Raw genomic sequence first — 24,098 nt, forward strand, 5'->3', positions numbered from 1 at the left:
CGGAACACTCCCTCGGAATCGGAAGAGGAGATCACCATGAAGCACGGCAAGATCGGTTCCGTGATGACGACCGAGGTCGTCACCGCCCGCCCCGACACTCCGTTCAAGGAAGTCGCCCGGCTGCTGTCCACCCGGCGCATCAGCGGTCTGCCCGTCGTCGACCCCGACGACCACGTCGTCGGGGTGATCTCGGAGACCGACCTCCTCGCCCGGGAGATCGAGGCCCCCGACCCGTACGAGCCCCCGCGCCGCTTCCGGTGGCCCCGGACGAGCCCGGCCGCCCGCAGCAGGGCGCACAAGGCGGTCGCCCGTACCGCGGGAGAGCTGATGTCGAAGCCCGCTGTCTGTGTGCACGCCGAGAACACCATCGCCGAGGGGGCCCGCCTGATGGCCCGGCACACGATCGAGCGGCTGCCCGTCGTCGACGAGGAGGACCGGCTGGTCGGCATCGTCACTCGCCGCGACCTGCTCCAGATCTTCCTGCGCACGGACGCCGCGATCCGCCACGAAGTGATCGAGGCAGTACTGGTGCAGACCCTGTGGCTGGCCCCGCGCAGCATCGAAGTCCTCGTCGAGGACGGCGTGGTGACCCTGCACGGCCAACTGGAACGACGCAGCGAGATACCCATCGCGGTGCACATGACACAGCAGGTGGACGGAGTCGTCGCCGTCGTCGACAAGCTGTCCTACCGCACCGACGACTCCCACCTGCGGCCCACCGAACAGGCTCTGCGCGGCGTCGCCGACGACTGGTTGCGTTCGCTCTGACACCGCTTCGAGAAGGAAGGTCTGTCATGTCTCTGAAGGTGCTCGTCGCGTACGGGACGAAGAACGGGTCCACGAAGGACATCGCCGGGACCATCGCCCAGGTACTGGGCGAGGCGGCCCTCGACGTCGACCTGCGGCCGGTGTCCGGCGTCGGTGACGTACGGGAGTACGACGCCGTGGTGCTCGGCAGCGGCCTCTACGCGGGGCGCTGGCTCGGCAAAGCCCGCCGGTTCGCCGCACGGCATCGCGCGACACTGGCCGAACGCCCGGTGTGGCTGTTCAGCAGTGGCCCGCTCGACGCCACCGCGAGCGAGCGGGACATTCCGCCGGTCCCCGGCGTGCAGCGGATCAAGGACCGGACCGAGGCGAGGGAACACGCCACCTTCGGCGGCGCCCTGCACGACGACGCCCGCGGCTGGATCGCCCGGAAGATCGTCGAGTCCGGCAAGGGCGGCGACTTCCGCGACTTCGCGGAGATCTCCGCCTGGGCCGGACGGATCGCCGATCAGCTCTCGGGCGTACGGCACCACCGGGAGCCGGCGCCATGACTGCCCAGACACACCCAGGCGTCCGGCTCACCGGGTGGCGGTGGCGGAGCAGCCCGTTGCGCCGCCGCTGCGACGTCGTCGAAGGGTGGACCCTCGCACTGACCCTGCTGGTGGTCCTCCTGGCGGCACCGCTGGCGGCCGTCCTGTACGGGATCTCCGTGCACGGCACCCTGCGGGACGACGCGAGCCGGCTGCGGGCCACGAGCCACGTCGTACGGGCCACGCTCACCCGGGCAGCCTCCGCACCTGCCTCGACCAATGCGCTGCCGTCCCGGGCCACCGTGCGCTGGACCGATCCCGACGGCAGCCGGCGTACCGCCGTGGTGAAGGTCGTGGCAGGCTCCCGGGCCGGCAGCACCACCGAGGTCTGGCTGGACGCCGAACGGCAGGTCATCTCCGGGCCCCTGACCCAGGAACGCATGCTGACCGCCGCTGTGGGCCGGGGCATCGCCGTGCTCGTGTCCGGGTGGGTGTGTGCGGCCGGCGGCTGGTTCGTCGTACGACGGGTGGCCCACCGCCACCGGATGGCCGGGTGGGAACAGGACTGGGCCACGACCGGACCCCGATGGACGGGGCGGGCCTGAGCGCGAGCCAGGACTCCGGCACACGGGCCCGAGCGGTCCCCATCAGGGCCGCTCGGCCCCTGCCGGAGCCCCGTCTCCGCTTCGAAGCTGGAAGTGAAGGAACGGAAGAACCGGTAGGCACTGGAACCGGCAGACGTGAGCCGGAGCAGTCCACCGGCCCCGCACCATCCGCGTCCCGCCCCAGGAGGGCAGCGATGACCACCCCCACCGACACGGCGGTCCTCGACCGCAAGGGCCTCGAAGCCCTCGTCGAAGCCCTGGTCGCCGACGGCCGCACCGTCGTCGGCCCCACCGTCCGCGACGGCGCGATCGTCCTCGCCGCACTCGACGGGGCCGACGAACTCCCTCACGGCTGCGGCGTGGAACTGGAGGCAGGGCGCTACCGGCTGACGCCCCGCGAGGACGGAGCCGTCTTCGCGCACTCGGCCGGCCCCCAGTCCTGGAAGAACTTCCTGCACCCGCAGCGCGAGCAGTTGTGGAGCGCGGACCGGACGGCGGACGGCGAGGTGACCGTCAGCGCCGCACGGCCGGAGCCCGTCTCGTACGCCTTTTTGGGAGTACGCCCCTGCGACCTGCGCGCCATCGCGATCCAGGACCGGGTCCTGACCGGTGGCCGCTTCCTGGACTCCGGCTACGGGGAACGCCGGAGGGGAGCGTTCCTCGTAGCCGTCGAGTGCACCGCACCGGGCGCCACCTGCTTCTGCGTGTCCATGGGCGGCGGCCCCGGCACAGACAGCGGCTTCGACCTCGCCCTGACCGAGGTCATCGACGACACCGGACACCGTTTCCTGGTACGGGCGGGCAGCCAGGAAGGCGCCGCCCTCCTGGAGAAACTGCCGCGTCAAGAAGCCGACGACGTCACCCGCGACGCCGCCCGCACCGCGGTCGCCGAGGCCGCCGACCACATGGGCCGCAGCATGCCGACCGTGAACCTCCAGCAGCTGATGGGCGACAGCCTGGAGGCTGCACGCTGGGACGACGTCGCCTCCCGCTGCCTTACCTGCGGCAACTGCACCATGGTCTGCCCCACCTGCTTCTGCACCACCACCGAGGAGGTCACCGACCTCACCGGCGACCACGCGGAGCGCTGGCAGCGCTGGGACTCCTGCTTCGACCTGGACTTCTCCCACCTGCACGGCGGCCCGGTCCGCTCCTCGGGCCGCAGCCGCTACCGACAGTGGCTCACCCACAAACTCGGCACCTGGCACGACCAGTTCGACAGCTCCGGCTGCGTGGGCTGCGGACGCTGCATCGTCTGGTGTCCCGTTGGCATCGACATCACCGAGGAGACCACCGCCCTCGCACAGGAACGCGACGAGAAGAACGGACAGGAAGGAGCGGAACGATGATCCCCACGAGCACCACGCTGAACGCACTCTCGGCAGAGCACCGAACCCGGCTGCTGCGCCCGGCCAGGGAGACGGCCTTCCCCGCAGGCGTCCGGCTCTTCGAGGAGGGCGGCCACGCCGACCGGTTCTGGATCGTCCGCACCGGTTCGGTGGCTCTGGACACCCACGTCCCCGGTCGCCGCTCCCCGGTGATCGAGACCCTCGGGCACGGCGAACTCGTCGGCTGGTCCTGGCTGTTCAGCCCGTACGTCTGGCAGTTCGGCGCCGAGACCCAGACTCCCGTGCGCACCTACGAGTTCGACGCCACGGCCGTCCGGCTGATGTGCGACGACGACCCCGCGCTGGGCATGGCGGTGAGCCAGTGGGTCGGCCGGGTCCTCACCCACCGCCTCCACGCGGCCCGCACCCGTCTCCTGGACCTGTACGCGCCCTACGGCAGCGGAAGCGGTGTGCGGCGATGACCGCCGTCCCCGTCCCGTACCGGGTCGTCGCCCGCTGGACGGAGACCCCGGACACGGCGACCCTGCGGATCGAACCGGTGGGGGAGCCGCTGCCGCCCTTCGTGCCAGGTCAGTTCGCGATGGTCTGGGCGTTCGGGCGCGGTGAGATCCCACTGTCGGTCAGCGCCATCCCCACCACCGGCGGCCTCGCGCACACGGTCCGCAGCGTCGGCGCCGTCTCCGAGGGCCTGTACGCGGCGAAGGCCGGCGACGTCATCGGACTGCGCGGGCCGTACGGCACCGGCTGGGAGCTGGAGAAGGCCGCCGGCCAGGACCTGGTGGTCGTCGCGGGCGGCATCGGGCTGGCCCCGCTGCGCCCCCTGATCCGTGACGCGGTCGCCGACCCGAAACCGTACGGACGCCTCAACGTCCTGGACGGCGCCCGCACCCCGGCCGACCTGATGGCGAAGATCGAGACCCGGCAGTGGCCGACGGCCTACACCGGGGTGATCGTCGACCGGCCGGACGCGAACTGGGTCGGCCAGATCGGTGTCGTCACCAAACTCCTCGGCCACGCACACTTCGAACCCCTCCGCACCACGGCCTTCGTCTGCGGCCCCGAGCCGATGATCCGGGCCACCGCCCGCGACCTCGTGCACCGGGGAGTGGCCCCCAGCAGCATCAGGGTCTCCCTGGAACGCAACATGCGCTGCGCCACCGGCCACTGCGGGCACTGCCAACTGGGCCCGCTCCTGCTGTGCCGGGACGGCCCGGTCGTGGGCTGGGACCAGGCCGAACCAGTACTCCACACAAGGGAGTTATGACATGGGCAGCCCGAGTGTGCCGACGCTCGCCGTCTTCAAGCTCGCCTCCTGCGACGGCTGCCAGCTCACCCTCCTCGACTGCGAGGACGAACTCCTCGCCCTGGCGGGGAAGGTGCGGATCGCCCACTTCCTCGAAGCCACCAGCGCCGTCCTGCCCGGCCCCTACGACCTCGCCCTGGTCGAAGGCTCCGTCACCACGCCCGCCGACGCCGAACGCGTCCGCGCCATCCGGGCCGCCTCCCGCCACCTGGTCACCATCGGGGCCTGCGCCACCGCCGGCGGCATCCAGGCCCTGCGCAACTTCGCCGACGTCGAGGAGTTCGCCCGTACGGTCTACGCGCGCCCCGACTACATCGACACCCTCGCCACCTCCACACCCGTCTCCGCGCACGTCGACGTCGACTTCGAGCTGCGCGGCTGCCCCGTCGACCGCCGCCAGCTCCTCGAAGTCATCACCGCCTACCTCGCGGGCCGCAAGCCCGACATCCCCGACCACAGCGTCTGCTTCGAGTGCAAGCGGCGCGGCACCGTCTGCGTCACCGTCGCACATGGCACCCCCTGCCTGGGGCCGGTCACGCACGCGGGCTGCGGGGCCCTCTGCCCGACGTACGGCCGCGGCTGCTACGGCTGCTTCGGCCCCGCCGGCCGACCGGGACCCGAGGGCGGCTCCCTCTCGGTCAACCTGCCCGCGCTGATCCCCGTACTGAAGAGCGACGGCATGGACGACCGCGACGTCGAACGCTTCCTGCACACCTTCAACTCGGCTGCATTCGAAGAAGAGTTGGAGTCGGTGCGGGAGGAGCGCCGGCCATGACCCACCGAGGTTCCCGCACCCTGCACGTCGGCTCCCTCACCCGCGTCGAGGGCGAAGGCGCCCTGCACCTGGACGTCCACGACGACACCGTCACCGGCGCCCGGCTCCAGATCTACGAACCGCCCCGCTTCTTCGAGGCGTTCCTGCGCGGCCGCGCCCACACCGAACCCCCGGACATCACCGCCAGGGTCTGCGGAATCTGTCCCGTCGCCTATCAGTTGAGCGCCTGCGCCGCCATCGAGGACGCCTGCGGCGTCACCGTCGACCCACGGATCGCCGCCCTGCGCCGACTGCTCTACTGCGGCGAGTGGATCGAGAGCCAGACCCTGCACATCTATCTCCTGCACGCCCCTGACTTCCTCGGCTGCGACGGCGCCATCGAACTCGCCCGCACCGCCCGCGACCACGTCGAACGCGGCCTGCGCCTGAAGCAGACGGGCAACGCGATCCTCGACCTCCTCGGCGGCCGGGCCATCCACCCCGTCAACGTTCGTCTCGGGGGTTTCCACCGCGCGCCGACACCCTCCCAACTCCGACCGCTCCATGCCCGGTTGACGCGTGCTCTGGAGGACGCCCGGCAGACCGTCGCGTGGGTGGCGGGCTTCGAGTTCCCGGACGCCGAGACGGATGCCGACCTGTTCGCACTGGCCGCCCCGGGAACGTACGCCATCGAAAGCGGCACCCCGGCCGCCCTGCGCGTCGACGGAAACCTCTCCACCTTCCCCCTGCACACCTTCCTGGACCGGGTCCACGAGGAACACCTCCCGCACACCACCGCCCTGCACGCCACCCTCGACGGCCGCCGCCACCTCACCGGCTCCCTCGCCCGGTTCGCGATCAGCGGCCGCTGGCTCACCCGCACCGCCCGCGACGCCGCCGTCGTCGCCGGGCTCGGAGACCCGTGGGAGGGGGCCGTCTGCCGCAATCCGTTCCGGTCGATCCTGGTGCGCGCCGTGGAGGTCGTCTACGCCGTCACCGAGGCGCTGCGGATCATCGAGACGTACGAGCCGCCGCCACACCCGTACGCCGACGTCCCGCCCGTCGCCGGCACCGGCCACGGTGCGACCGAGGCGCCGCGCGGACTGCTCTACCACCGGTACGCGCTGGACGGCGACGGCACCGTCACCGACGCCCGTCTCGTTCCGCCCACCTCGCAGAACCAGGGCGCCATCGAGGACGACCTGCGCCGCACCGCACAGGCGGCGCTCGACGCGGGCGTGGCCGACGACCGCGAACTGACCACCCTGTGCGAACGGGCCATCCGCAACCACGACCCGTGCATCTCCTGCTCCACCCACTTCCTCGACCTCACGGTCGAGCGCACCCGCTCCGCCCGCACCGTCTGAACCCCGCCCAGGAGGCCCGCCGTGCCCAGTTCCCCGCACATCGTCAGTGACGTGATGACGCAGACCGTCGTCTCCATCGGCCGTGACGCCTCGTTCAAGGAGATCGTCGAGCTGATGGCCCAGTGGAAGGTGAGCGCCCTGCCCGTGCTGGAGGGAGAGGGGCGGGTGATCGGCGTCGTCTCGGAGGCGGACCTGCTGCCCAAGGAGGAGTACCGCGATGAGGCCCCGGAGATCTCGCTCCCGGGCCGGGACTCCGCTGCGCGGCCCTCTGCCGGGCGGACCGCGTCGTTGCGGGAGCGGCACCTCGCCGAGCTGGCCAAGGCCGGTGCGGCGACGGCGGGCGATCTGATGAGCACCCCGGCCATCACCGTGCTCGCCGACACCACGCTCGCCCAGGCCGCCCGCATCATGGCCAGGCTCGGCGTCAAGCGGCTCCCCGTGATCGACCGTATCGGCATCCTCCAGGGCGTGGTCAGCCGCAGCGACCTGCTCAAGGTCTTCCTGCGCCCCGATGCCGAACTCGCCGCCGAGGTGCACCGCACCCTCTCCCCGCTCTTCCCCCAGCAGGACGTGACGACCTCGGTCGAGGACGGCGTGGTCACCCTCCGGGGCACCATGTACGACCGCCGCCTCGTCCCGGTCGCCGCACGGCTCGCCCACGCCGTCGAAGGAATCGTCGACGTGCAGATGGACCTCACCACCCCCGACACACCCCGCTGATGAAGTACCTCGACGAGTACCGCGACCCGGCCCTCGCCCGGCACCTGCTCGCCGAGCTGGGCCGCACGGCCACCCGGCCCTGGCGGATCATGGAGGTGTGCGGCGGCCAGACCCACACCCTGGTCCGTCAGGGCATCGACGAACTCCTGCCCGCCGGCATCCGCATGATCCACGGTCCCGGCTGCCCGGTCTGCGTCACCCCGCTGGAGACCCTCGACCGGGCCATGGCGATCGCCGCCCGCCCCGGCGTGATCCTCACCAGCTTCGGCGACATGCTCAGAGTTCCCGGCAGCACCACCGATCTCCTCGCCCTGCGCGCCGGAGGAGCGGACGTACGCGTCGTGTACACGCCCATGGACGCCGTACGCCTCGCCCAGGAACACCAGGACCGGGAAGTGGTCTTCCTCGCCGTCGGCTTCGAGACCACCGCCCCGGCCAACGCGATGACCGTCCTGCACGCCGCCCGCCTCGGCCTGTCCAACTTCTCGCTGCTGGTCAGCCACGTCCTCGTACCGCCCGCCATGACGGCCCTCCTGGAGGACCCGGACTGTGAGGTGGAGGCGTTCCTGGCCGCGGGCCACGTCTGCGCGGTCATGGGCTGGCGGGCGTACGAGCCGATCGCGGACCGGTATCACGTGCCCGTCGTCGTCACGGGCTTCGAACCGCTCGACCTGCTGGAGGGCATCCTCATGGCCGTCACCCAGTTGGAGACGGGGCGTCACGAGGTCACCAACCAGTACGTCCGCGCAGTGAGCCGCGCCGGGAACGACCCGGCCCAGGAGGCCCTCGGCCGGGTCTTCCGGATCACTGACCGGGCCTGGCGCGGCATCGGCACGCTGCCCGCCAGCGGGCTCGAACTAGCCCCGGAATACGCCACGTTCGACGCCGCACGGCGCTTCGACGTCGGCAACCTGCACCCCGTCGAGGAGCCCGCCTGCATCGCCGGAGCGATCCTCACCGGAGCCCGCCTGCCCACCGACTGCACCGCCTACGGAACCCGGTGCACCCCGCGCACCCCGCTCGGTGCACCCATGGTGTCCTCGGAGGGCACCTGCGCAGCCTTCCACGCGGCAGGCCGAATCAGGAGCGACCTCGTATGAACCAGGTGTCGAACATGAACTGCCCGATCCCCTACGGTCCGGGCGACCGCGTCCAGCTGGGGCACGGAGCCGGCGGCAGACTCACCGCCGAACTGCTCGACTCCCTCGTCCTGCCCGCGCTCGGCGGCCCGCAGCACGGCGCACGGTCCGGCCCGCAGTCCGGTCCGCTCGAAGATGCCGCGATACTGCCGCACGACGACCAACTCGTCGTCTCCACGGACTCGTTCGTGGTCAGCCCGCTGGTCTTTCCCGGTGGTGACATCGGTTCCCTCGCCGTCCACGGCACTGTCAACGACCTCGCCATGCGCGGCGCGCTGCCGCTCGCCCTGACCCTCGCGGTCATCGCGGAAGAGGGACTCCCGCTCGACGAACTGCGCTCCCTCCTCACCTCCGCCGGCAAGGCGGCCCACGACGTCGGCGTCCCCGTCGTCACCGGCGACACCAAGGTGGTGGGACGGGGTGCCGCCGATCGCCTCTTCCTCAACACGACCGGCATCGGCCGCCGCATCCCCGGCCTCACCCCTTCGGCCGCCGGCGCCCGCCCCGGCGACGCCGTACTGCTCTCCGGCCCGCTCGGGCTGCATGGAACCGCCGTCCTGTCCACCCGCGAAGGGCTCGGCTTCGAGACGGACATCGCCTCCGACACCCGCCCCCTGCACCGGCTGGTGCAGGCCCTCGCCCCGTACGGCCCGGCCGTCCACGCCCTGCGTGACCCCACCCGCGGAGGTCTGGCCACCACCCTCAACGAGATCGCCCACGACTCGGGCCTCTGTGTCGAGATCGACGAGAGCACCCTGCCCGTCCCGCCTGCCGTGGCTGCCGCCTGCGATCTGCTGGGTCTGGACCCGCTGATCGTCGCGAACGAGGGGTGTCTGGTCGCGTTCGTCGCCCCCGACGCCGCCCCAGGCGCGCTGGCGGCCATGCGGTCGCGCCCCGAGAGCGCCCATGCCGTACGGATCGGAACTGCCGAGCGCGGGCCCGCAGGCAGGGTCGTCATGCGTACGCTCATGGGCGCCGGCCGCCTGATCGACATGCCCGTGGGCGAACAACTCCCGCGCATATGCTGACTGATGACGGGCCGTCGGAATCTCACAATGGGGCCGACCGGCACTGGCGCGCGGGACTGCACTCAGGACACGATCGTCACACGACCACAGACCCGCATCCGCAGGGGGCAGCCATGAACGACCGGGCATTCTCGCCGCAACAGCCCATCCGCGTCTTCCTGCTCGACGACCACGAAGTCGTACGACGCGGGGTGCACGACCTGCTGGAGGCCGAGGCCGACATCGTCGTCGTGGGCGAGGCGGGCACCAGCGAACAGGCTCTCGTCCGGGGGCCCGCGCTCCGCCCCGACGTCGCGATCCTCGACATCCGTCTGCCGGACAGCGACGGCATCACCGTCTGCCGCGAACTGCGCTCCCGAATGCCCGAGCTGGCCTGCCTGATGCTGACCTCGTTCGACGACGACGACGCACTGCTCGATGCGATCATGGCGGGGGCTGCGGGCTACGTCCTCAAGCAGATCAAGGGATCGGACCTGGTGGAGGCTGTACGCACGGTCGCCTCGGGTCAATCGATGCTGGACCCGGCCACCACGGCTCGCCTCATGAGCAGCCTGCGCGGCCCCACGGAGGAACCCCCGGCCGTGGACGCACGGCTCGCCGGGCTGAGCACCCGGGAGCGCGAAATCCTCGCTCTGATCGGCGAAGGCCTCACCAACCGGCAGATCGGCAAACAGCTCTACCTCTCCGAGAAGACCGTCAAGAACCACATCTCCCGCCTGCTGTCGAAGCTGGGCGTGGAGCGCCGCATCCAGGCGGCCGTACTGGCGACACAGTTCAACCCGTCCTCGGAGCAGGGCACATGACAGCGCCTCACTTCTTCATGTCCATCGGAACCCTCCACTGCAACCGCGTCCCACCCGTCCCACCGGGCTCGACCGTCAGCCGCCCGCCGAGCCGCTCCGCCCGCTCGGCGAGGTTGGCCAGCCCACTCCGCCGTTCTCCGTCGCCCGGTCCGGTGCCGTCGTCGAGCACCGTCACCGTCAGCTCGCCCTTCCGGACGACCAGGGCGACGTCCGCACGAGAAGCGCCCGCGTGCCGGGCCACATTGGACAGCGCTTCGACCAGTACGGCCACCACCTCCTCGGCCACCGCCCTCGGCACGTTGGTGTCCAGCAGGCCCTCCATCCTCAGTGCCGGCGTGAAACGCAGCGTGGCCACCGCCTCCTCCACCGCCCGCACCGCCCTGACCCGCAGCCCCCGCCCCGGCGCACCCGAGGCCTCGTGCGCACGCAGCCCGAAGATGGTGGACCGGATGATCTTTATCGTCTCGTCGAGGTCGTCCACGGCCCGCACCAGCCGCTCGCTCGCCTCGGGATGCTCGACGAACCGCTGAGCACTCTGCAAGGTCATCCCGGTCGCGAACAGCCGCTGGATCGCCAGGTCGTGGAGGTCCCGAGCGATCCGGTCCCGGTCCTCCAGCAGGCTCACCTGCTCGGCCACCCGCCGCCGCTCGGCCAGCTCCAGTGCGAGTGCCGCCTGCCCGGCGAACCCCGGCAGCGGATCGGTCTCGGCCGCGCTGAACGCTGCCCGGCCCGCCGTGCGCGCGAGCACCAGGACGCCCCGCCCCCCGATCGGCACCGCGACAGCGGTTCCCAGCCCTTTCCACCGCTCCGGTGCGAACGTCACCTGCGGATCACTGGCCACCGAAGCCGTCATGACCAGCGCCTGCGCCGAGAGCGCCGCGCCGGCGAGGGTCCCCTCCCGGGGCGCGGTCAGCCCCCGATGAGCGTCCGCCCCCTCGCCCGTGGCCAGCACCGCCCGCAGACCGGACTCCCCCTCCTCGACGAGGTCGACCACTCCCAGATCCGCCGAGGTGATGTGCCGTGCTCGCTCGACCATCACCTCCAGGACCCGCGCGTCGGGCATCCCCGACAGCAGCCCAGCGGTGAACTCCGCACTCGCCTCCAGCCACTGCTCGCGCAGCCGTGCCTCCTCGTACAGTCGGGCGTTCTCGATCGCCACCCCCGCCGCCACCGCCAGCGTGGCGAGCACCGCCTCGTCCTCCGAGTCGAACTCCGCACCCCCACGCTTCTCGGTCAGATACAGATTCCCGAACACCTCCTCGCGCACCCGCACCGGCACCCCCAGGAACGAATGCATCGGCGGATGGTTCGCAGGGAACCCGGAGGACGCCGGATGCTCGGAGAGCTCCGCCAGCCGCAGTGCCTCCGGGTGGCGGATCAGTTCCCCCAACAGGCCGTGTCCGGACGGCAGATCACCGATCTGCTCCCGCAGCTTCTCGTCGATCCCCACCGTCAGGAACTGGTCCAGCTTCTCCTCCTGCCCGATGACCCCCAACGCCCCGTACTCGGCGTCGACGAGCACTACCGCGGCCTCGACGATCCCCCGCAGCACCTGCCCCAGCTCCAGCTCCCGCCCCACGGACAGCACCGCTTCCAGCAGACTGTGCAGCCGGTCCCGCGTGCCGCGCACCGCCCCGATCCGCGTCTGCAGTTCGTCCAGCAGATCGTCCAGGTGGAACCTGCCGAGCCGACCTGCCGCCCCGCTGTTTCCGCGCTGATCGCCGGTACCGCTCATGGGTCGCTCCATTCGATCAGGCGGAAAGAATGTGACACCCCGTCCCCTCACCGTAATAGTGACCCGCGTTGTCAACAGGTCTTGGAGCGAGGGCACTTGCCTGCAATCACCGCAGCAACGCCACCCGGCAGGACGTTCCGGGTGCCACCGAGACAGTCCGGTCGGGGAGTTCTATCTCGATCGGCAGCGTGTCAGAGGCCGGAACGCTGACGTCCAGGTGCCCCGGAGTCATCCGCACGCGTACGTCCCAGTGCTCCCGGTACCGCAGGGAGAAGGCGTACTCGGACAGTTCGGGCAGCGGTACCGGATCGAGCCGCAGGACATTGCCGCGGGTTTCGAGCCCGGTGAGACTGCGCTGCACGAGATCCAGGACACCGGCCATCGCGCCGAGGTGGATTCCCTCCCCCGTGGTGCCGCCCTGGATGTCGGCGACATCTCCCTCCAGGGCCTCCAGACAGAACGTCCACGCCTCGGACCGCCGAGCCCGTGCGAGCACGTGGCCGTGCACGAGTCCGCTCAGGGTGGAGCCGTGGCTGGTGCGGCCCAGGTAGTGGTCGACGGTCCGGCGCCAGGTGTCCTCGTCCAGCCGGATGCCCAGCCGGTGGAAGGCGAGCTGCAGTTCGGCGGGGGAGAGGAGGTAGCCGAGCATCAGTACGTCGGCCTGTTTGGACGCCTGGTAGCGGTTGACCGAGTCGCCCTCTGCCTCCAGGATCCGGTCGAGGCGGCGGATGTTCCCGTACCGCTTGCGGTATCCCTCCCAGTCCAGCTCGGTCAGCTCGCCGTACCCCTGGAACTGGCTGATGACACCGGAGTGGAAGGGCACGTGCAGCGTGCGCGACACCTCCTCCCACAGCTCCAGCTCGCCCCCGTCGAGCCCGGTCCGCTCGGTGAGCTCCCGACGGCGGAGGTCCGGCAGGAGCTGCAGTACGTCCAGGGCCCGGGAGAGGACCCAGGACGCCATGACGTTGGTGTACGCGTTGTCGTCGAGGCCCGGTTCGCGCGCACCCGGATAGGCGTCGTGGTACTCGTCGGGGCCCACCACGCCACGAATGCGGTGCCGTCCGAGCGTCTCGTCGTACGTGGCGCAGGAGGCCCAGAACCGGGCGATCTGGAGCAGCATCTCCGCACCCTTGGTGTGCAGGAACTCGGTGTCCCCGCTCGCCTCGCAGTACTGCCACACGTTGTACGCCACGGCCGAACCGACGTGGTGCTGGAGCCGTGAGTGGTCCGGCAGCCAGCGCCCGGAACGGGGGTTCACGTGCAGTTCCTGAGTCTCCTCGCGGCCGTCGCTACCGCTCTGCCACGGGTACTGGGCCCCGGTGCGGCCCGCGTCCCGGGCGGCGGAGAGTGCCTGGCCCAGTCGCCGGTGGCGGTAGGTGAGCAGAGCACGGGAGACCTCGGGGAGATGCAGATTGAGGTAGGGCAGGACGAACAGCTCGTCCCAGAAGACATGCCCCCGGTAGGCCTCGCCGTGCAGTCCGCGCGCCGGTACCCCCACATCGAGTTCGGCGGTGTGGGGCGAGAGAGTCTGGAGCACGTGGAAGAGGTGCAGGCGCAGGATGCGTCCCGATTCCCCCGGCACGTCGAGAGCGGCCCTGCGCCACAGCTGGTCCCAGGCCGTGAGGTGCGATTCCAGGAGTTCGTCGAAGCCGGGTGCTCGGGCCACGCGGTCGCAGGCGGCGTGCAGGGGGTCGCTGACGGCGGGATCGTGGGAGGTGTGCAGGGCCACGGTCTTGTCGACGGTGACCGTTTCCCCCTCGTCGAGTTGCAGACGGATGCGTTGGGTGACGCGCCGATCGCCCTGGTGTACGCCGACGGGCGCGTCCACGGTGAGACGTGCTGCCATGCTGACCCGGATCTCGGACGTGCTCGTGCGGCAGTTCAGCCACACGGTGTCGTCGGTGACGCTGCCCGTGGCCACGCCGGTGAGATGGCTGCCGTTCAGGTCGAGATAGCGCCGGACGCCGGTGTTGGTGACGCTGCCGTCGAGAGCTGCCTCCACGTCGAGGAGGCCGGAGAATCCCTCCGTCGTGAACTCGGTCCGCAGAGCGGCCAGATGGGGGTCCCCCATGTGTACGAGGCGTACCTGGCGCACCGCCAGGACGCCGTGCCCCGGCACCGCGTACCGCACCCGGCGTTCAAGAAGTCCTGAACTGATCAGAAGTGTCTGGTGGTGGTCGAGGAGGTTCTCGGAGTCCGGTCCGAGCCAGGCCCCCGGGTTCTCGTCGCCGTGCAGGCGGTAGCGCAGCGGCAGCCAGTTCGGCAGGTTCACCATGTCCTCGTTCTCGACCCGGCGTCCGGCCACCGTGGAGTCGAGACGGTTGTAGCAGCCCGCCACGTAGGTCCCCGGGTAGTGCGTTCCGTCCGCCGAACATTCGGTGGCCGCCCCACGAGTCGCGAAGTAGCCGTTCCCCAGGGTGCACAGGGACTCCCTGAGCGCCTCCTGTTCGGGGGCGTACCCCTCGTACACCCAGGTCCAGCCCGTCACGTCCGGTCTCCTTCCGTCACCAGTTCAGCGAGGTCGCGTACGACGAAGTGGGCACCCCGTCGGCGCAGGTCTGCGTCGGCGTCCGGATCGGCCGTCCGGTTCACTCCGACGACGAGGCCGAATCCGCCGCGTCGTCCCGCCTCCACCCCGGCCAGCGCGTCCTCCACGACGGCGGATTCCGCAGCCGGCACCCCCAGGCGCAGGGTGGCTTCGAGGAAGAGATCGGGCTCGGGCTTCCCCCGGAGGCCGAGCCGGGCGGCCTCGCTGCCGTCCACAAGGGCGTCGAAGAGATCCAAGACCCCTGCACGGGTGAGGAGTTCGCGAGCGTGGCGGGAAGCGGAAGCGGCCGCGAACGGTACGCCAAGCCGACGCAGGACGTGCAACAGGCTCACCGTGCCGGGGAAGGCCCCGATGCCGTGCTTGCGCAGTTGCTCGGTGTACCGCGACTCCTTGTCTTCGGCGACGGCCCGGACCAGACCGGCCTCCGGCGCGATGCCGCGCGAGGTGAGGAACGAGGCGGCCCCGTCGGGACGGGACTTGCCGTCCACGAAGCGCAGGTAGTCCTCCCGCACGTCGAACGGGCGCCGTTGCTTCGGATCGTCGGGCGGTCGGGCTTCGAGGAGAGCGTCGAAGGCCGCCTTCCAGGAGGCCGCGTGGACCCGGGCGGAATCGGTGATGACGCCGTCCGTGTCGAAGACGACGGCGCGGAAGCCACGCAGCGCGGGCACCAACACGCCACGGGGTGCCGAGTCCGGGGCACGCGCCGGTGTGCGGCGAGGTGGGGGCACGGGGGCTCTCCTCTGCTCGTTCGTCGGCGAACGGTTCGTTCGTGGATCGTGGGTCGTCGCGGATACGGATTGCCTTCAGAGTGGTTGCGGAACGGGACCGGGGACAGGGGCCGTTGGGCCCCGAAGCGAGGCTCCACGGCCTCTGGGCCGGGGGCGGGGCATTACGCGACGCTGATACCGACCGCAAGGAGGCGAAGTCGATGTTCCAGCCGATCGTGGCCGGTGTGGACGGCTCGCGCGAGAGTGCTGCCGCAGCGGACTGGGCGGCAAGGGAAGCGCTGCGCCGCGGATTGCCGCTGCGGCTCGTGCATGCCTGGGAAGGCTTGCCGGAAGAGGGGGTACCTGCGGGCCCTCCCGAACTGCGGGTCCCCCGGCACTGGGCGGTGCGCATCCTGCGGGGCACCCAGCGCCGGCTCGGTGAGCAGTATCCGCAACTGGACATCAGCACCGAGCAGGTCGGGAAGCCGCCACTGTCGGCATTGGCTGACGAAGCGCGGTCGGCGGCGCTCCTCGTCCTCGGCAGCCAGAGGCTCAGCCGGTTCACCGGGTTCGCCGCGGGCTCGATCGCCATGTCGGCCGTCGCCCAGGCGCAGCAGCCTGTTGTTCTCGTACGCGCGGACACTCCGGCCACCGGCGAGCACCTGCCGGACGCCGACGGGCTTCCGTCCGAGGGGACTTCGTACCGAGAGGTGGCTCTTGGCCTCAACGTGCGGAAGGAATCCGGCCCGCTGCTCGACGTGGCGTTCGAGACCGCCGGCTTCCGGAACGCTCCGCTGCACATCGTCCATGCCTGCCGACTGCCGGTCAGTGGCTCCGGCCCGGACCGGGTGGACACTACGGAAGCGCACCGGGAGGCGGAGTGGGTGCTCGCGGCAGTCCTCGACCCGTGGCGGGAGAAGTATCCGGCCGTGGAGGTCCGAGCCCAAGCAGTGCACGGGCGACCGGCGGAAGAGATGGTGCGGGTGGCCCGTGACGCCGGACTGCTGATCGTGGGTCGACAGGTGCGGCACGGGGGCGTGGGGCGCCGTACGGGCAGGGTGGCCCGCACGACGATCCAGAGGGTGGGCTGTCCGGTCGTCGTCGTTGCCCATGGCTGACGGTTTCGGGATCAAGCGCCATCTTCTGGTCGGCACGCTCGGCCTGGTGCTGGCCCCGGCTGACGATGCCGGGCCAGCGGGCCGCGAGATCCCAGCCCGCGTCCGGGCTGGGGACATAGGGGTCGATGTAGACGGGCCCATGGAACAGCACCGGTTCCCGCCTGGCGCTCCACGAGCCTGTTGCGGAGCGCTCCGCGCCAACGATCGCCTACGGCTTCCTGCATGTCGCGGGCTTCGAGGGCCGGGCAGTGGACGAGGGGGCGACCATGCTGGTCGGCTGGCACAGGGCGAGCGCGATGTCGTCGGTCGGCGCGCGGCCTGTGTGCGTGGCCACCATGGCGTACAGCGTGTCGAGCGCGTCGGAGGAGGAGAGCACGGCCAGTGCGTCACCGACCCGTTCGATGAGCGGGAAGTCGGCGCCGTTCGCATCGCGTGCCTCGCTCAGGCCGTCGGTGTAGAACAAGAGCCGGTCCCCGCTCGTGAGAAAGAAGCGGTACAGCTGCGGCTTCGGATGCAGGCCCAAAGGGGGTGCCGGCTCATGTGGTTCCAACAACCTGACCTCCTTGCCTACCCGTACGGGCGCGGGGTGACCGCAGTTGACGATGCGGACCTCGCCCGGGGCGAACTCGGCGAGTACGGCGGTGACGAAGTCCTCCGCCTCCAGTTCCGGGGTGAGCCTGGCGTCTAGGGCCGTCGCCAGGTCGGCGAGGCCGGGAGTGAGGTAGGCAAGGTCCTTGAAAGCCCCGATGGTCGCCGCGGTGACCCGTAAAGCTTCCAGGTCGTGGCCGCGTACGTCCCCGATGAGCAGGCGTACTCCATACGGGGTGTGGGCGACGTCGTACAGGTCCCCGCACACCGACGCCCCCTGCACGGCACAGCGGAGCCGGGCGCATACCTCGATGCCGCCGAGCTCCACCGACATCGGCCGCAGGATCGCGTTCTGGGACGCCCGCGCGATGTCGGTGGCCCGGGCCAGTGCGGCCGCGTCGGCCGTGTGCCGGGCGGCATCGCGAACGGCCATCGTGCCGCCGACCAGCAGGACGAGGAACTCGATTCCGAAACCCGGAGTCATCATGAGGCCGCTCGCGGCGCCCGCTCCGAGAGCGAGCGGCAGCACCAAGGCCACCACCGCCGCGGTACGCCGTGCGTCCATGCGGGTGCAGGCCAGCAGGGGGCCGATGACCAGTACCGCGGCTCCCAGTCGCCAACTGCCAAGACCGGTGAGGACGGCAAGCAGGCCACTCATCCCCAGCACGAGAACCTGTGGGCCCCGGCTGTGCCAACTCCGCGTGCTCGTCCTGCGCCACCGCACGATTGCACCGACTGCCATCTGCTGCCCCAGCCTTCCCCCGCGTCTCGTGAGTCCGAGGCAGAGGACCGACACTCTGGTCCAACGCGCCGCTGGGCGGGTCTGGTCGCCCGGAGCTGACCGAGAGGTGGTGGCGTGTGTTCGCCGTGGTGCGGTCATGTGAGCGCCTTGCTGGAAGAAGAGGGCTTCCCGTGACATGCGCGGCCCGGGGACGGAGCCGGGGAACGAACTTGGGAGAGGGCGCCGCCGTGGTGCGGCGTGCCCGCGTCCCCACCGCGTGAGGCCGCCTGCCACGGCACCCGGGTAGGGACAAGGGCGGCGGTGAACCGGGATTCTCGCCCCGGATCACCGCCGCCGTTCTCTGTGGTCGCCCTACCCCTGAAGCTTGGCCAGGGCGAAGTCGAGGCCGGTGCTGCTCGATGTTGCGCCCCCGGCGATGATGATGTCGTCGTTGCCGGTCAGTGCGATGCCGCGAGCGACATCGGCCCCGCCGGAGAAGTCGATGGTGGCGATGCCGTCCCCGCTGAAGCCGGTGTCCAGGGTGCCGTTGGAGTTGTAGCGGATGACGAGGGCGTCGCCGTCGATGGGGTCGACGGGAAACACGACGGACTCGCCGGCCAGTCCGGCGATCACGATGTTGCCGTCGCTGTCCACGGCAACATCGCGCGCCTCGTCGGCGAGCAAGGTGTGCACGTCGGTCGTGACTTTGCCGTCGCCGCTGAAGCCGGTGTCCAGGCTGCCGTCGGAGTTGTAGCGGACCACACCGGACTTGATGGGGCCCGCGATGCCGAACGGCTCGGGGGCGTCGACCGCGCCCGCGATCACGTAGTCGCCGCCGGGCGCTTGGGCGAAGCCGAACGCGAGGTCGGAGAGTCCGTTGAAGTCGGTGGTCACGATGCCGTCGCCGCTGAAGGAGGTGTCGAGGCTGCCGTCGGAGTTGTACCGGACCAGCAGGAAGTCACTGTTGGCGCTGCCGGCCGCGATCATCTTCCCGGTGGACAACTCCTCCAGTGCGAAGAGGTGGTCGCCGGTGCCGAAGTCTGTGATGACGATGCCGTCGCCACCGAAGGAAGTGTCCAGGGTGCCGTCGGAGTTGTAGCGGGCGATGAAGGAGTCCGCCCCGGCCGCCCCGGCCGCGAGGATCTTGCCGCCGCTCGTCACACTCAGTCCGCGGATGCCGTCGCCGAGCCCGCCGGTCAGGTCGGTGGTGACCTTGCCGTCGCCGCCGAAGGACGTGTCGAGGGTGCCGTCCGAGTTGTACTTCGCCAGCGCCAGGTCGGCGATCTGCTCCCCTCCGGTGAACCCGCCCACCAGGATCTTCCCGTTGCCGACCTCGATGACCGACCGGGCCATCGACAGGGTGTCGCCGAAACCGGTGGTGACCTTGCCGTCGCCGCTGAAACCGGTGTCCAGAGCCCCGCTGGAGGTGTACTTGGCGACACCGAAATCGCTCGGGCCGACGCCGGGGGTGCCGAAACCCTGTCGCCCGACGACGAACAGGGACCCGTTGGACGTACGCAGCAGGTCGTTGCCGACCTCCGGCTCCGAAGGGGTGGCACCGAAGTCGGTGGTGACTTTGCCGCTGGTGCCGAACCCGGTGTCCAGGTCACCTGGCGCGGCCGCCGCGCTGGGCGCGAGGGCCACCATCAGGCCAACGGCCAGTGCGGACACTGCTGCCACGCGGGCTCTCCACGTCGGGCGGTCTTCGAAGAGCGGGAAACAGTTGGTCATGAGCGGGACTCCTCACGCTTGCCGAGGCAATATGCCCCCGGTACGGCGGGAACCATTCCGTGCCAGTCGCCCACGTACAACCGTGTGCCGGCGGCGCCTGGATGGGCGCCAGGGCGTGCTGACCATTCACCGGAGCGTGTCGATGGCAACGCTCCGTAGTGCGCGCCGTGCGCTCGACAGCCCCGCCGGTCGTGGACGGCGGCGAACTGGCCGTCATGCACCCCGAAGTGAACATAGACGGCCAGGCGATGCCGTGTTTCTGTCCGCGTGCCCGGCCCCCCGACAAACGGAGGTACTGCCGGAGCAGACTCAACGGGTTGAGTCAGAGTGGAAGCCAAGGGAGGGGGCCCTGTGCCGCACGGCGTACCGGGAGAGTCAGCGATGAGCGAGTGGTCGGGGAACCTGCCGTCGGAGACTCGCAGTTTTGTCGGACGGCAGGACGAACTCGCCCGGCTCGACGTCCTGTTGCGTCCGGATGATGGGCCGCCCGAGAGCGGCGAGGGACGGAGAGCCCGGAACGATGGGCGTCGGCTCGTGACCCTCCTGGGACCTGGTGGGATCGGCAAGACACGTCTCGCGGTGGAGGCCGCGCGCAGGATGCGGCCCGCCTACCCGGATGGTGTGTGGCTGGTAGAGCTCTCCTGCCTGCACGACAGCGGCCTGACCGGACCCAGCACGCTGGGCCTTGCGACGATGGAGGCGCTGCGGGTGGCCGACCAGACGACGCGCCCGGCGACGGAGGCGCTGGCCGACTGGATCGCGGACAAGCAACTCCTGCTGGTACTGGACTCATGCGAACACCTGCTGGAGGACTGCGCGGCCTTCATCGACGAGTTGCGGCTCGCTCCGCACGTGCACATCCTGGCCACCAGTCGCCGCCTGCTCGGGCTGCCCGGGGAGCAGTGTCTGGAAGTCGAGCCGCTGCCGGTGGACGAGTCAAGTACCGCGGCCCGGGACGACGCAGTGGTCCTGTTCGCAGACCGGGCGGCCGCTGTGCGCTCCGGCTTCGTGCTCGACGAGGCCACCCGGCCGGTGGCGGTCTCGGTCTGCCGGTACCTGGACGGCATCCCCCTGGCCGTCGAACTGGCCGCGGCTCGGCTGTCCACCCTGTCGCTCACCGACCTTGACGACTATCTCGGGACGCGGACGGACCACCGACTGGCCCTGCTGGCCTCGGACGACGGCACCGAGGAACCGTCGCGCCACCAGGCCCTGCGCACCACCATCGGCTGGAGCCACGAGCTGTGCGCTCCGCTGGAGCGGCTGCTGTGGGCCCGCCTTGCGGTGTTCGCCGGCGGCTTCGACGTCGAGGCCGCCCAGGAAGTGTGCGCCGGGGGCCCGCTGGCGGCCGGACAGGTGCCCGTCCTGCTCGACGAGCTCACCGCCCAGTCCATTGTGCAGCGCGACCAGCGCACCGGCACGGCCCGATTCCGGATGCTCGACACGGTGCGCGAGTACGGCGCGGACTGGCTGGGGGAGTTGGGCGAGGAGGACGCCGTACGGCTGCGCCACCGCGAGTACTACCGGCGCCTGGCCCGCTACGGCTGCGCCGAGTGGAACACCGGCCGTCAGGTGCAGTGGAGCGCACGCGTGCTGACCGACCACGCCAACCTGCGCGCCGCGGTGGACTGGTCCCTCGACCGGCCCGACCGGCGGGCCGCCCTGGAGATCGCGGGCACCGCGGGCTTTCTGTGGCGGCACTGCGGCCATGTGCGCGACGCGATCCACTGCCTCGACCGGGTGCTCGCCGCCGATCCGCCGTCGGGACCCGACCTCCTGCGGGCCCTGTGGACGCGCGGCGCCGGAGCGATCATGCAGGGCGATCTGGACGCCGCCGCCGAGTGCGGCCGACGGTTCACCGAAGCGGCACGGCAGCAGGAGGACCCGACCGCCTGCTCCATCTCCGTCTTCCTCACGGGCGGCCAGCTCTCCCTTCGCGGGCGGCCCGCCGAGGCGGTCGGCCCGATGTCCGCCGCCGTCCGGCTTCCCGTCCGGGACGACTGGCTCGGTTCGGCCCAGATCCAGACGATTGGAGCCCTGGCGTACGCGCATTTGATGACCGGCGATCACTCGGCGGCCCGCGCGACGGCCGAAGAGATCCGCGCCGAGTGCGCCGGGCGCGGAGAGCACTGGACCCGCTCGACCGCCGACGTGATCGTGGCGATGCTGGACCTCGCCGAGGGCGACATCGCCTCGGGAGTACACAACGCCGCCCGGGCCGTCGCCGCCCACGGACTCCTGCACAGCGCGGGCAGCCTAGCGGCCCTGGCCCTCGACACCCTGGCATCCGCCACCGTCGCCGTGGGCGAAGCTCACCGGGCGGCCGAACTCCTCGGCATCGCCCATCGCCTGTGGGACCGCGCCGGGGGCCGCGCCCAACTGAACTCCCCGGACTTGATCGCCGCTCGCCAAGCCTGTGAACGCGCCATCCGCGACAAGATCGGCGACCCGGCCTACGAGCACAGCTACGAGGCGGGCCGAGCCATGTCGTACGAACAGGGTATGAGCTACGCGACGGACCCCACGCCCCGCGCATCCATCTGAGTCCGCCCCCGCCTCACTCTGCCCGCTCACGCAACCGGCTTCTCCCGCGACGACGTCGAGGCGTCGTTCTTCTCTGCCTACCTCGACAAGGGCAACTTCATGGTCTCCCCCTTCGAGACCATCGACCGCGTCGGCGTGTGACGCCGGGTAGCGATCTCGGCCGCCGCCCGGAGGCCGGGCAGGTCGCGCTTCCCGAGACCGAGACCAGCGATAGCCGGTGACACACCCGCGGGGCCGGAGGTGAAAGGCCCGGCTTCGGCCCTGCGGGCTGCCTCCGGCTGCGAAGGTGGAACGCACGTGGATCCTCGTCGCAGGAGCATGAGGCCGGCCTTCCCCGCGGCTGACGAGGGTGGACGGCCAAGCGCCGCCCTGAGCGTCGGCGGCTGCTCGGAGAGGTGTTCTCCGGGCCCGGCCGTCAGTGCGCGTCGGTCGCGTCCGTCGGGCGGCCGAGCCGTGTCCGGCCGATGCCCCAGGCATGCTCGGTCAGCAACGCGGTGCCGGCGGTGGCGAGGCAGATCGCCCACTGGGGCGGGCTGAGCGACACGGTGTCGAAGACCCCTTGAGCCATGGGCACTTGTCCGCGATGACCTGGAGGGTTAGGACGGTGGCCAGGCAGATCCACAAGGTGCGGTTGTGCAGCTGGTGGCGGCCTGGGACCTGTCGCCAAATGGCGATCTTGAGTGGTGGATCATGGTCGGGTGATACGCCGTCATGAACTGTCTGATGCCGATCGGAGAGGTCGCTGGGGTAGCCGTCGTGCGCGGTCATGTTTCAGATGTACTGCGGGCCGGCCGCGCTGGCGAGTGGTCAAAGGGAGCCTGCTCGGGGCCTGTTGGAGTGAGACGGGCGAAATCCGGATGAGACAGACCTCCGCAGGCGCAGGGAAGCCGGGCCTCTCACCGGTCGCTTCAGCACCAGAGCAGTGAGGACGCAGTACCGGCACAGGTTGCCGTGAAACAGGACCAAACGCTCAGTCAAAGAGCGTTTTGTCCCGCCAAGGCTGTTTGGCTGCGCTTTGGGTGTTGAACTGCTTGGGACTGCTGAGTTACTGACGACAGCTGCGGTCTCTGCGGCTAGTGACGACGGTCGAGAGTCTGTTTCGGCTACTTCGCTCTTGTCTGATCCCAACACGCCCCTACTCAACCCTGTTTGCACCCTGCAGTAGACCGGCTGTCGGCGGTACTACCGAAACATGCCTCGACACCGGCCGTAGTTGGGAACTGCTGGAACCAACTCTGACAGCCTGGCGGACCGAGCGGAGAGGGAAGGGCCTGGACATCGGCCGCCCACCTGAGCACGACCTGCGCCGAATCATGGACGCCATCCTCTACGTCGACCGGACCGGGATCCCATGGCGGTACCTGCCCCACGACTTCGCCCCGTGGGAAACGGCGTACGGGTACTTCGCGGCCTGGCAGAAGGACGGTGTGTTCGACCAACTCAACGGACTTCTCCGCCGACTCGTAAGGGAGGCCGAGGGCCGGGATGCCGAACCGAGTGCGTGCGTCCTGGACGCGCAGAGCATCAAGACCTCCGCCAACGTCCCGACCGCCAGCCAGGGCATTGATGCAGGCAAGAAGATCGCGGGGCGCAAGCGCGACATCGGCGTGGACACCCTCGGCCTCCTCCTGGCCGGCTGGGTCTCCGCCGCCAGCGTCTCCGACAACGTCGGCGGTATCCATCTGCTCTCGCACATCACCAAGGCTCACCCGCGCGTCACGAAGGCGTGGGCCGACACCAGCTACCGGACCAAAGCCACCGATCACGGCGCCCGCCTGGGCATCGACGTCGAGGTTGTCCGCCGCGACCCTGATCAGAAGGGCTTCAAGGTCATCCCCAGGCGCTGGGTCGTCGAGCGGACCTTCGGCTGGCTCATGCACCACCGCCGGCTCGCCCGCGACTACGAGACCCACCCCCACCGCTCAGAAGCCATGATCCGCCTCGCGATGATGGGTCTGCCGCACGATCGGGTGACATCTGAACTGGCTTGCCCTGTGGGGCAGGTGGGAAGGGTGTCGTTGTGCCGAAGCCTTATCCGGATGA

The 24,098-nt window shown here is 70.5% G+C and carries 21 protein-coding genes; 15 read left to right on the forward strand and 6 right to left on the reverse strand.

Going from position 1 to position 24,098, the window contains the following annotated elements; all coding sequences use genetic code 11:
• Positions 1-36: 36 nt before the first annotated feature.
• From ACZ5PB_RS10125 to ACZ5PB_RS10180, 12 genes are all read left to right on the forward strand, one after another.
• A complete protein-coding gene (locus tag ACZ5PB_RS10125; RefSeq protein WP_468689514.1) occupies positions 37-768 on the forward strand; it encodes a CBS domain-containing protein in 732 nt (243 codons plus the stop codon).
• A gap of 26 nt (positions 769-794) precedes the next feature.
• Positions 795-1,316: a flavodoxin domain-containing protein gene (locus tag ACZ5PB_RS10130; RefSeq protein WP_468689516.1), complete on the forward strand. Its 522-nt coding sequence runs from the start codon at positions 795-797 to the stop codon at positions 1,314-1,316.
• Complete coding sequence (locus tag ACZ5PB_RS10135; RefSeq protein WP_468689517.1) at positions 1,313-1,900, forward strand: Rv1733c family protein; 588 nt, start codon at positions 1,313-1,315, stop codon at positions 1,898-1,900. The genes ACZ5PB_RS10130 and ACZ5PB_RS10135 overlap by 4 nt, the downstream gene beginning before the upstream one ends.
• Before the next feature lie 194 nt (positions 1,901-2,094).
• Complete coding sequence (locus tag ACZ5PB_RS10140; protein ID WP_468689519.1) at positions 2,095-3,249, forward strand: 4Fe-4S dicluster domain-containing protein; 1,155 nt, start codon at positions 2,095-2,097, stop codon at positions 3,247-3,249.
• Entirely contained in the window at positions 3,246-3,710 is a 465-nt protein-coding gene (locus tag ACZ5PB_RS10145; RefSeq protein WP_468689521.1) for a Crp/Fnr family transcriptional regulator, read from the forward strand. The genes ACZ5PB_RS10140 and ACZ5PB_RS10145 overlap by 4 nt, the downstream gene beginning before the upstream one ends.
• The gene (locus ACZ5PB_RS10150) at positions 3,707-4,513 is read left to right on the forward strand and encodes an FAD/NAD(P)-binding protein (RefSeq protein WP_468689522.1); all 807 of its coding nucleotides are present in this window, start codon (positions 3,707-3,709) and stop codon (positions 4,511-4,513) included. Before ACZ5PB_RS10145 ends, ACZ5PB_RS10150 begins: the two co-directional genes overlap by 4 nt.
• A 1-nt stretch (position 4,514) precedes the next feature.
• Positions 4,515-5,327, forward strand: a complete 813-nt coding sequence (locus ACZ5PB_RS10155) for an NADH-quinone oxidoreductase subunit B family protein (RefSeq protein WP_468689523.1) — start codon at positions 4,515-4,517, stop codon at positions 5,325-5,327.
• On the forward strand, positions 5,324-6,673 hold the full coding sequence (locus ACZ5PB_RS10160; RefSeq protein ID WP_468689525.1) for a Ni/Fe hydrogenase subunit alpha: 1,350 nt from the start codon (positions 5,324-5,326) through the stop codon (positions 6,671-6,673). Before ACZ5PB_RS10155 ends, ACZ5PB_RS10160 begins: the two co-directional genes overlap by 4 nt.
• Positions 6,674-6,694: 21 nt before the next feature.
• Positions 6,695-7,393: a CBS domain-containing protein gene (locus ACZ5PB_RS10165; protein ID WP_468689527.1), complete on the forward strand. Its 699-nt coding sequence runs from the start codon at positions 6,695-6,697 to the stop codon at positions 7,391-7,393.
• Entirely contained in the window at positions 7,393-8,493 is a 1,101-nt protein-coding gene (gene hypD, locus ACZ5PB_RS10170) for a hydrogenase formation protein HypD (protein WP_468689529.1), read from the forward strand. The genes ACZ5PB_RS10165 and hypD overlap by 1 nt, the downstream gene beginning before the upstream one ends.
• Positions 8,490-9,560 carry a hydrogenase expression/formation protein HypE gene (gene hypE / locus ACZ5PB_RS10175; protein WP_468689531.1) on the forward strand — a complete coding sequence of 357 codons (1,071 nt, stop codon included), beginning with the start codon at positions 8,490-8,492 and terminating at the stop codon, positions 9,558-9,560. The genes hypD and hypE overlap by 4 nt, the downstream gene beginning before the upstream one ends.
• A 113-nt stretch (positions 9,561-9,673) precedes the next feature.
• Complete coding sequence (locus tag ACZ5PB_RS10180; protein WP_468689532.1) at positions 9,674-10,363, forward strand: response regulator; 690 nt, start codon at positions 9,674-9,676, stop codon at positions 10,361-10,363.
• Between the two features lie 7 nt (positions 10,364-10,370).
• On the opposite strand, the gene ACZ5PB_RS10185 is transcribed toward ACZ5PB_RS10180, so the two are convergent.
• The 3 genes from ACZ5PB_RS10185 to ACZ5PB_RS10195 form a co-directional block, all read right to left on the reverse strand.
• Positions 10,371-12,098 carry a sensor histidine kinase gene (locus ACZ5PB_RS10185; protein ID WP_468689534.1) on the reverse strand — a complete coding sequence of 576 codons (1,728 nt, stop codon included), beginning with the start codon at positions 12,096-12,098 and terminating at the stop codon, positions 10,371-10,373.
• Between the two features lie 106 nt (positions 12,099-12,204).
• Complete coding sequence (locus ACZ5PB_RS10190; protein WP_468689536.1) at positions 12,205-14,586, reverse strand: glycoside hydrolase family 65 protein; 2,382 nt, start codon at positions 14,584-14,586, stop codon at positions 12,205-12,207.
• Entirely contained in the window at positions 14,583-15,374 is a 792-nt protein-coding gene (locus ACZ5PB_RS10195; protein ID WP_468689538.1) for an HAD family hydrolase, read from the reverse strand. Before ACZ5PB_RS10195 ends, ACZ5PB_RS10190 begins: the two co-directional genes overlap by 4 nt.
• A gap of 200 nt (positions 15,375-15,574) precedes the next feature.
• On the opposite strand from ACZ5PB_RS10195, the gene ACZ5PB_RS10200 reads away from it, so the two are divergent.
• The gene (locus ACZ5PB_RS10200) at positions 15,575-16,471 is read left to right on the forward strand and encodes a universal stress protein (protein WP_468689540.1); all 897 of its coding nucleotides are present in this window, start codon (positions 15,575-15,577) and stop codon (positions 16,469-16,471) included.
• Between the two features lie 208 nt (positions 16,472-16,679).
• Here the strand turns inward: ACZ5PB_RS10200 and ACZ5PB_RS10205 are convergent, their stop codons facing one another.
• Both ACZ5PB_RS10205 and ACZ5PB_RS10210 read right to left on the reverse strand, forming a co-directional pair.
• Entirely contained in the window at positions 16,680-17,717 is a 1,038-nt protein-coding gene (locus tag ACZ5PB_RS10205) for a PP2C family protein-serine/threonine phosphatase (RefSeq protein ID WP_468689541.1), read from the reverse strand.
• A gap of 435 nt (positions 17,718-18,152) precedes the next feature.
• On the reverse strand, positions 18,153-19,460 hold the full coding sequence (locus tag ACZ5PB_RS10210) for a hypothetical protein (RefSeq protein WP_468689542.1): 1,308 nt from the start codon (positions 19,458-19,460) through the stop codon (positions 18,153-18,155).
• A 585-nt stretch (positions 19,461-20,045) separates the two neighbouring features.
• Here ACZ5PB_RS10210 and ACZ5PB_RS10215 point away from each other — a divergent pair.
• Entirely contained in the window at positions 20,046-22,055 is a 2,010-nt protein-coding gene (locus tag ACZ5PB_RS10215) for an ATP-binding protein (protein ID WP_468689543.1), read from the forward strand.
• A 415-nt stretch (positions 22,056-22,470) separates the two neighbouring features.
• Here ACZ5PB_RS10215 and ACZ5PB_RS10220 read toward each other — a convergent pair whose 3' ends face one another.
• Positions 22,471-22,623, reverse strand: a complete 153-nt coding sequence (locus ACZ5PB_RS10220; protein ID WP_468689545.1) for a hypothetical protein — start codon at positions 22,621-22,623, stop codon at positions 22,471-22,473.
• 652 nt (positions 22,624-23,275) lie between these two features.
• On the opposite strand from ACZ5PB_RS10220, the gene ACZ5PB_RS10225 reads away from it, so the two are divergent.
• On the forward strand, positions 23,276-24,098 hold an 823-nt coding region (locus ACZ5PB_RS10225; protein WP_468689572.1), incomplete at its 3' end, for an IS5 family transposase.

The organism is Streptomyces sp. NPDC032721 (genome assembly GCF_055579625.1).